Annotated in this window: 6 protein-coding genes and 1 pseudogene; 2 read left to right on the top strand and 5 right to left on the bottom strand. The window is 64.4% G+C overall.

Annotated features, from left to right (window positions below):
* Positions 1-70: 70 nt before the first annotated feature.
* Positions 71-1,411, top strand: a pseudogene (locus tag ACFPFQ_RS48205) (ISAzo13 family transposase); the annotation flags it as partial.
* Positions 1,412-1,674: 263 nt separating this feature from the next.
* Here ACFPFQ_RS48205 and ACFPFQ_RS48200 read toward each other — a convergent pair.
* The gene (locus ACFPFQ_RS48200) at positions 1,675-1,980 is read right to left on the bottom strand and encodes a hypothetical protein (protein WP_379630054.1); all 306 of its coding nucleotides are present in this window, start codon (positions 1,978-1,980) and stop codon (positions 1,675-1,677) included.
* A gap of 84 nt (positions 1,981-2,064) precedes the next feature.
* Here ACFPFQ_RS48200 and ACFPFQ_RS48195 point away from each other — a divergent pair, with 84 nt between their 5' ends.
* Positions 2,065-2,601, top strand: a complete 537-nt coding sequence (locus ACFPFQ_RS48195) for a hypothetical protein (protein WP_379630053.1) — start codon at positions 2,065-2,067, stop codon at positions 2,599-2,601.
* 627 nt (positions 2,602-3,228) lie between these two features.
* Here the strand turns inward: ACFPFQ_RS48195 and ACFPFQ_RS48190 are convergent.
* The 4 genes from ACFPFQ_RS48190 to ACFPFQ_RS48175 all read right to left on the bottom strand — a co-directional run bounded on the left by ACFPFQ_RS48190 (position 3,229) and on the right by ACFPFQ_RS48175 (position 8,106).
* Positions 3,229-3,645 (bottom strand): hypothetical protein, encoded by a 417-nt coding sequence (locus ACFPFQ_RS48190; protein ID WP_379630052.1) that lies wholly within the window; start codon positions 3,643-3,645, stop codon positions 3,229-3,231.
* Positions 3,646-4,450: 805 nt separating this feature from the next.
* Entirely contained in the window at positions 4,451-6,190 is a 1,740-nt protein-coding gene (locus tag ACFPFQ_RS48185; RefSeq protein ID WP_379630051.1) for a hypothetical protein, read from the bottom strand.
* A gap of 570 nt (positions 6,191-6,760) precedes the next feature.
* Positions 6,761-7,417, bottom strand: a complete 657-nt coding sequence (locus tag ACFPFQ_RS48180; RefSeq protein ID WP_379630050.1) for a hypothetical protein — start codon at positions 7,415-7,417, stop codon at positions 6,761-6,763.
* Entirely contained in the window at positions 7,414-8,106 is a 693-nt protein-coding gene (locus ACFPFQ_RS48175; protein ID WP_379630049.1) for a Panacea domain-containing protein, read from the bottom strand. The genes ACFPFQ_RS48180 and ACFPFQ_RS48175 overlap by 4 nt, the downstream gene beginning before the upstream one ends.
* Between the last annotated feature and the right edge of the window lie 638 nt (positions 8,107-8,744).

Genomic DNA, 8,744 nt, shown 5'->3' with positions numbered 1-8,744 from the left:
GCAGCGTGAAGATCACGCTGAGCCGATCTTGGTCCACCCGCGGCTTACACGGATGCCGTGACACGCCCCCAAGTCGACCCGGACGCTAGCCGACGAGTTGACCCGGGCCGGGCACAAGGTATCGGCCGACACCGTCGGTGACCTGCTACGGGAAGAGGGCTTCAGCCTCCAAGGCAACGCCAAGACGATCGAGGGCAACCAGCACCCGGACCGCGACGCGCAGTTCCGCTACCTCAACGAGCACGCCAAGGCCTACCAGGCGGCCGGGGACCCGGTGGTCAGCGTGGACACCAAGAAGAAGGAGCTGGTCGGCCAGTACCGCAACGCGGGCCGGCAGTGGCTTCCCACGGGCGAGCCGGTCGCGGTGCAGACCCACGATTTCCCCGATCGGGAGCTGGGCAAGGCCATCCCCTACGGGATCTACGACCTGGGCGCGAACACCGGCTGGGTCAGCGTCGGCACCGACCATGACACCGCCGCGTTCGCCGTGGCCTGCCTGCGTCGCTGGTGGGACGCGGTGGGCCGGACCGGCTACCCGCACTCGCACCGACTGCTGATCACCGCGGATGCGGGCGGCTCCAACGGCTACCGCACTCGCGCGTGGAAGGCCGAGCTCGCGGCCCTGGCGGTGGAGACCGGCCTGGAGATCACCGTGTGCCACCTCCCGCCCGGCACGTCCAAGTGGAACAAGATCGAGCACCGGCTGTTCTCCCACATCACCATGAACTGGCGGGGCCGGCCCCTGTCCAGCCACGAGGTCATCGTGAACAGCATCGCCGCGACCACCACCCGTTCCGGGCTCACCGTCGCGGCCGAACTCGACACCGACACCTACAAAACCGGCGTCCGCATCAGCGACGGACAGATCGACGCCCTGCCGCTGGCCCGCCATGACTGGCACGGCGACTGGAACTACACCCTGCACCCCGAGGCCTACCCACAGATCCCCGTCACTGCCCCCGGTCCATTCGACCAGCCCAGCCCCGACATGGCCTGGCTGTGCCACGCCGCGGTGACCGGACTACCCGCCTCAGATTGGGACGCGCTGATCACCACAATCACCACGCTGCACCAGGAGCAGCGGGAAGCTGAGCTGGACAGACGACGCGGCCACCGTCCCCGAAAGACCCGCTCCGGCGCCGGACGTCGCCCCATCCTCACTCTCGCCGACCGCCTACTGGCCACCGTCCTGCACCATCGGCTCGCCCTGCCCCAGGTCGCCGTCGCCGCCCTGTTCAGCGTCCGCCCCGAGACCATCAACCGGCGAATCCGCGACACCCGATACCTGCTGGAACAGGCGGGCCACACCATCCATCCCGCCGCCCAACCACTGGCCACGCTCGACGACCTCTATGACTTCGCCCGCACGGCAGGCCTCACCATCCCGTCACGAATCATGACCGCGAGTTAATGATCTGCAAGCCCTAACTCCGCGGCATTGCATCGCGTAGCGACGCGCAACGCCAGTGGAGCGCCCTTGACGGTGAGTGCGGCCGTCTAAGCCAAGGGCCGACAGGCCCCGCCGCAGGCGTCCACCAGGTACTTCTCACGGCCCGCGCGGCCATGAGCGCCTATCAGTGCTCTGGCTCCTCGATCAGCGCAGGGACACGCTGCCAGTGCCAGAGGTCGAGCGCTCAGCTCTGGGGCTGTTGTTCGGTCGCCCCACGGACGGGGTCAGTTGACGGCGAGGGTCCGGACCCGGTCGATATCGATCCGTTGGTGCCGTTGCCCGAGCGGGCCGTCCGCGACGCTGTACTCAACCACGACCGGGTGGCGGTCGCGGTGCTGGACCAGCGCGATCCGCCACTGGCCCGGCATCGGTTGGCACACCGCGTCGATGACGCCTGCCGGCTGACCTGGCGCAACACCCCTGACCTGAACACCGTCGGATTGGATCATGGGCCAGTGGGCGCTCGCGACCCGCACAGGCGTGTCGGTCGATCGGGGGACAACAGCCTCACCCGGCGCATCGACCAGCACGTGGACAGATGCGTCCGCAGGCCAGCGCGAGAGTTGGGGACATCGCAGACACCGAGTCCGCGCCCCACCGAGGAGCCACCAGCCATGATCACCAACGCCATCGTCCGCGGTGCATCCACTCTCGCCATCGCCGGACTGCTCGCCGGCTTCGCCGCCACCAGCGCCCAGGCCGCCACCCCCACCACGACAACCGCCCCCGTCGCGCTGACCGCCCAGACCACCGCGGCCAGCAGCCCGTCCGGGCCCGGTCACCTCACGCCGGCACCGCAGATCAGCAAGCACTTCACCATCAAGAACCAGGTCGCGGCAGGCACCATGAAGCTGGTCAGCGCTACCGGCGACGACGAAGGCAAGCCGGCCGACGGCAGCACCATGGACGAGGGCAGCACCCAGGGGTTCGAGGTCCAGTACAGGGCCGGCAACATCGGCATCATCAACGCCACCTACGACATCTACGACATCGGCCGCCCCACCAAGAAAGACACCATCACCGTCCGCATGACCTACGACTGGACCGGCGAGACCAGCATGGCCATCACCAGCCGCAGCGGAGACAACGCCTCCCACTACACCCTGCTCACGCCCAACGACTCCACCGACGCGTGGATCGAGTTCACCTGATCCGCCGGCCCCCAGCACTACCGGTGGGGCGCCCACGTTTACCCCGCTGTTACGGCGGCGTCGCCCATCACCACGCTGCCGGAGCCCGGCATCGTCCAGACCGCGGGGCCTCGTCACCGGTGACGAACCTGCTGATCACCGCAGGTCAGCTAAGGACCGCAGCTCATCGGGGTGACTCCCGCGGTTCATCCCTGTCCTCGCCGCGCTGCGGATTCCATGACCCGGGCAGGACGCCCTTGAACCCGCCCCGGCAGGGTGCCGCGACATCACATGCTGTCTGACCACCACCGAAGGCCGCGGCACGCCCGGCCTGACCAAACGGCTGGCAGCGGGCACAGGGCGGTGCAGCGTTCGCCCGGTTCCTCCTGCAGTCGGCGGAAGGGCGAAACCCGTGGCACGCCGGTGGCGCCGGCCATACCGCATCGCCGCCGTGCTCCGCCCGGCGAAGGCGGCCGCGACCGGCCCTCCGCATCCCGCACGGGCGTCGCCCTCACCGGCCGGACCGGACCGGCATGGTCAGAGAGCGATCGCCACGAGAGAGGTCCCGGGCCAACGAGCCAGGCCCGTGTCTACTCGACGTCGTCGGGGGCGGGCTTGGCCGGATGGTCATACGCTCCGTCAAGGCCTTCACCCGTTCGACCAGCGCAGCCCGCACAGCTCCCCACGCCGAGCGCCGGTCGTCATGGTCAGCCAGACAGGCATCCCCCAGCCCGGGTCCTCCCACGCCCCCTCCACGATCAAGGCCGCCTCCTCGGGCGTCGGAGGCTGCGGATCGGGCTGTTTCGCGGCAGGAGGGTCGATCAGCAGGACCGGGTTCTCTGCCACCCACCGCCACCGCACCCCCTTCTCGTAGGCCGCACGGAGGATGAAGTGGATGTGGCGGATCGTCGTCGACGACAACGGATTGCAGACATGCGGCCGGCACCGCTTGTCGCACACGTGCTCGCGGGGCGTCCGGTGGTCGACCAGGCCGCGCTTGGACCGGCAGTGGGTCCGGCAGCGCCGCAACTCCGCATACAGCGAGTCGAGCACCTCGACGTCCATACCTCCGGCCTCGAGCCGGCCCACGAACGGTCGCACGTGCTTCTCCAGGTACTTCGCGTACATCTGCCGCGTGCCCTCGCCGACGTCGAGGGTCTCGAGGTAGCGGTCGAGCAGCTGATCCAGCGTTGCGCTCGTGCGAGGGTTCCGCCGCTCGTCGATCTGGGTTGAGGAACCCGCGCGTGATGCGCTCCGCCTCGGCGGCAGCGTCCGGGCCGGCCGGCATTGTCTGCCTCAGATAGAGGCGGCGACCGGTCAGCGGAATCGATCCCCGTGTACACGGAGACACGCAAAGCGCCGCTCGGCAGCTCGCGGATGCTGCCCTGCGCCCGCTTGCGGCGGCGGTGAGGGGCTGGCATGCAGCGGACGCTAGGACGCGTTCGCATCACGTTTGATACCACGGACACGAACCCGCAGGTCAGCGCCTTGCAAATGTCCTGGTCACAGGGGTGGGCGCGGCAGGGTTCGAACCTGCGACCGCTCGGGTGTAAAGGGCGCGCCCAGCGCCGACCACGGCCTCTACCTGCGGCAACAGCCACAACATGGCCACCTGGACCATCGCCGGCCGCACCCGTATACCGGACTTCGCGTCACAACATGCGTCACGCCCGACTCATCCCTGGTCTGATACTTAGACCAACCTAGCGTTCCTGCCGTTTGATGGGCCCACACGGCGGCGAAGATACAGACATGCTCGGACGATCCTTGGACGAACCACTGACCGATGCCGCGCGATGATATTCACGATTTTGTGCCAGAGTCCGTGGACGGCGAATCCGATCATCGCGGCCCTAGGAGAATCGCCTCGTCAGCTCCGCCGAATCTGCATTGACCAAATATGCGCGAACTGCGCTTCGACGTCGGCGGCGCGTTCGTCCAGTTCGAACTCGAGCCCCTTGAGAATCCCACCCACCGCGGCGGCAACCTCTGCACTCACCTCTGCTATCAATGCAACAACTTCGCGCGCCGCTAGCGAAGCAATGAAATCAATCGCCGCCCCCCTCGCAGTGTATATAGCTCTTTCCTCATCCACATTCAACTGAAGCTCGGCCAATATTTGGCGTGCCGAGGGCCATTCCTCGATTTTGCGCGCGTGCGCAAACTCGCCCAAGGCTCGATTCAGCAAATTGAGACGCTTCCATCCGGCCTCATAAATCCAATCGCGCGGCGTAGATTGCGGTCGCGATTCTAGGACTTCAGCCTTTGAAGGCTTCCTGCGCCAGGTACGCAACCGTGCCACATACTCAAGACTGCTACGCAGGATAGCCATCGCTCTATCATCGTCCTCCAACCAAAGCCAGTAGGCGGACCTCAGGCTCGACGCGAGCGCGGAAGCAGCCCTCTTCACTCCGGGGACCTGATGCCAGACCGCCAGCAAACTAGTCGCTTCAGTCAATATAATCCACTTTGACGATCGGCCCGCTAGTGAATCAATGTTGAAATCCGCTCCCATCAACTCCCGCTCAGTTGCCAAACCGTGAATTGCCAAATTGATACTACGCTGCCGATGCCAGCAGAATGCTCGCACCAAAAGTTCATCATCCACATAGAGTCGCCCAGCCGGTCGCCCTCCCATGAGTACGGCCTCGAAGTCGCCCGCAAGTGCCTCAACCGCGGAAACCATTCTCGGAGCCAACCCTTCCCGCGGAAGAAGTGGAGCAAGTGCCGACAATGGTGGAATCTCCGTCTCCTGCGCGCGAGCGTGACCGAATGGAATCGCCTCGAAGTCCAGGTCGGTCTGCTGATCACTGATCGATATGGCATCCATCCCGTTGGACAGGTATTCCACGAGCGACTCAAAGCCTCGTTTCTCTGCCAGCCTGATCGCCGAGAGCCGAATCTCTCTCAACGCCAGAAAGATGCCATCGCACACAGCCCAAGCCGCCACAGTCAGGCTCTCAGTGATGAGATCATCCTGTGCCAGGAGCTCCGCGTCCCAGTAGTGCACCTCGTCGAGAACTCGTAAATGAAGGAGCTCACTGAGCAGCTCATAAGTCGCAGCAGGGCACACGTCTGAGCCATCCGACCGGTAGACATGCAGATGCTCGTCCGTGGACCCAACGTTGCCGTCTTCGTAGAAATTTGCAAATACCTCCACATGCTTCTCGTACCACTGTTCATGAAATTCGTCCGGATGACTCCACACCCGGGCGACAAAGGCAGCCGTTGATTCGCCGGGGCGCTGCTCTAGCTCAATATTTGCGGCACGTTGCGAAACCCACCGCTCGAGTTGATTTCTAACCATCGCTGCAGCACCAAGAATCTGCCCGCTTAGCAATAAGCGCGCGGCCGATATCACACTGTCTACACCCCAGGAGAGCCGGTCGACCGCCGAGCCGGCGTGAAGCGTTGGCGGTCTCCTAGGATTTTCCCCGAGCGCACGAAGCGCCTTATCGATCTGCAATACTGGAACCATAGCGGACATAACAGCAAAGCGGTAATCGTCGAAGATTTTGCCAGTATTTCCCATCCGCACGTTGTGTCGAGAAATGAGAGCTTGCGCGACGCGCTCGTCTCCACGCGGGAGTATATCCTCATAGTCTGCCACGGACGAGCCGACACGGCGCCCTCTTGATTCAGCTGCGCGAGCACGGATTACTGCCCGAAAATCGCGCTCTCGCCGTCTTTCGCTCTGACTCTTTGAAGCTCTTCGTGTAGCCATAGTTAACCCCAATCTGCATGATCACCAAATTGCCCCGCCAGGAATCTTCCCAGCGGCAGCGGACATAGCGTCCACCCGGGACCGAGGATGCCATAGGTGACGGCACACCGCACGACATTTAGACGTCGGCTGGGCCGCCCGTTCGGCAACCGCCGCACAGTTCGGCGATCCCTCGGCGTCTATGGGCGCCTTCACTAAAGCTTTGGTGTCGGCCGCAAGATTGCGGTGTGGCGTCTCAAAATCGGCCGTCGGATGACGGTAGGCGATGGCATGGGCTGGCCGGTGACAGGTCGGACAGGGAGCGCCAGCAATTTTCGCGTCCTCGGCCGAACCACCATGCGGGCACGTGGCGCCCCGAGTTTGGTGGTGATCGCGCGGAGCAGCGCTCCAACGATGTAGGTCTCGTACATCTGACACTTTGAGGTGGTGCAGCATCCAACAAGTCCGGGCCCCAGACTAAGACCGCCTCATTCGCTCGATCGAGAATGACGCACGCGCTGCGCGGATCAAGCCAACGAACGTCGAAGGGGTGATCACCTTCGTATGGCCTGACAACGAGCCAGCAGTCCGCGCGCCGAGGAAGTCGCGATCTCGCGTCACGCAGTAAACCGTTGCAAGCGGATCATCGCCTGCAAGTTTGCGACAAGCGCCGTAGACCAGGCCGTCCTCATGGTCGAGCGGCGGATTACCGTCAGGGATACAGTTCCCGAGCGTACCTCCGTCCGACCTCTCCGTCGCGCCGTGTATAAGCTCATCGACCAGTCCCTGGGCGTCTGACTGCGACCAGCCGAGTCCTCGGTACCCGGTCCGAGGGTCGGGAATGCTCGGATGCTTGGCCTTGCTGCGCACTGTCGCGTCGATGTGGGCTGACGTCCATACCTCCAATGTCTCCTTGCCAGCGAACCGACCAGAAGTACACCCAGCGACGGCGCGCAGGGAGTCCAGTGCCGGATCGGTTGGATGCGGAACCGGTGCCTTGGCGAGCCTCGCAACGGCGGCGTCGAAGGCGGCCCAATCGAACGGGGCGGCGAGCACCGAGGCCACGTCGAGATAGACGTTGCAGTCGAATACAACAACATGGCGAGGCACCTCCGGCCGGTGCGGCAGCCTCACTGGTCGAGATTGGCGCGCCTATGCGCGGTCTCGATCCCTTCCATGTCTAGGTCGTCTACAGGAGGCAGGTTAGCGCCGCCCCATGGATCCTCGCCAGGATCTGCGAGAGCTGCATCGAGTGAGGCCAGGAGAGCGCCGACATCGACCGGATCAGCGGCAGATTGAGACTGGAGATGTATGCCACCGACAGCAAGGTCTGCGGCAGTTCGACCCCCGAGCATCCTCTCGGACCGGTAGAACGTGGCCATCGCCTGAGTGCTGATCGGCTCACTACTTGGAGCATCGGACGGCAGGTCTCCTCGCGCCTCCAGCCACGGTTTCTCAAGGTGTGTCAGATTGCTCAGCTCGTCACCGCTCATCGAGCCGTACACCGCGATGATGAGATCGATGAGATCTGAAGCAAGTTGGTCCAACTTGATGCCTTCGATGCGCTGCTCGGACGGACGCCGGGTGGCCATGTCCATCCGGTCGTGCCGCACCTGCGGGATGACCGGACCGTAGGTGTAGGCCTGAAAGCGCTCCGGAAAGAGTGGTTCGTCAGTGATGGCGACGTGCCACGCCTGGACGTAGTACAGGAGCTTCTGGAGGCTCCAAGACGTGAGCGGGCGTCCCCCCGACCGAGCGATGATCACGGAGGCAACGTCGTTAGCGGCCAACATCACGTCTTGCCTCCCCGCCAGTACGGGCACCGCACAACCTCCACCGAGTAGTCAACGCCAAAGACATCGTCTAGTCGTCGGCCATGTGGGCGTTGTTACACCATCGTGCGTCACTCCGCATCCAGACCGTTACTCAAGGTTGTATCCCGTGACTCGTAGTAATCACTCATGGGGCCGCAACGACACCCCCATGTCAATGTCGCTGCCGAGCCAGCGGACGCCCGCCTTGATCGATGGAGGCGTCGACCATGCCGACCACGTCGAGAACTTCGGCCAGCGCCGATCGAGCAGACCTCAGCGCCACCGCACGTACGATGTCGAACTAATGTTCGATATGGTACAGCACTCACGCCAAAGCTGCATGGCAGATGCTGCCGCGCAACCCGGACCAGATCCCGCAGGATCTGATGCGACGGGTTGCGAGCGCGGTCAGTGAGCCCACAGGTCAGTGCACCCTGCTCATCGACGACCACGGCCTACGGCCGTTCCTCGACGCCTGGCACACCACTGACTGCACTACCGCACTCCGTGCGATCGAGGCGACGATCAGCGAGCCGGAACTACGACCGAATCGCGCGCTGCTCCCTCACCGTCACCGCGTGAGAATGACAACCCCATCTGGCCCCACTGTGATGGTCTGATCTGGCCCCACCCTGGCTCGTGCGGGG

This window comes from Pseudonocardia sp. GCM10023141, assembly GCF_042653605.1.
This window is presented reverse-complemented; position numbering and strand designations above follow the sequence as displayed.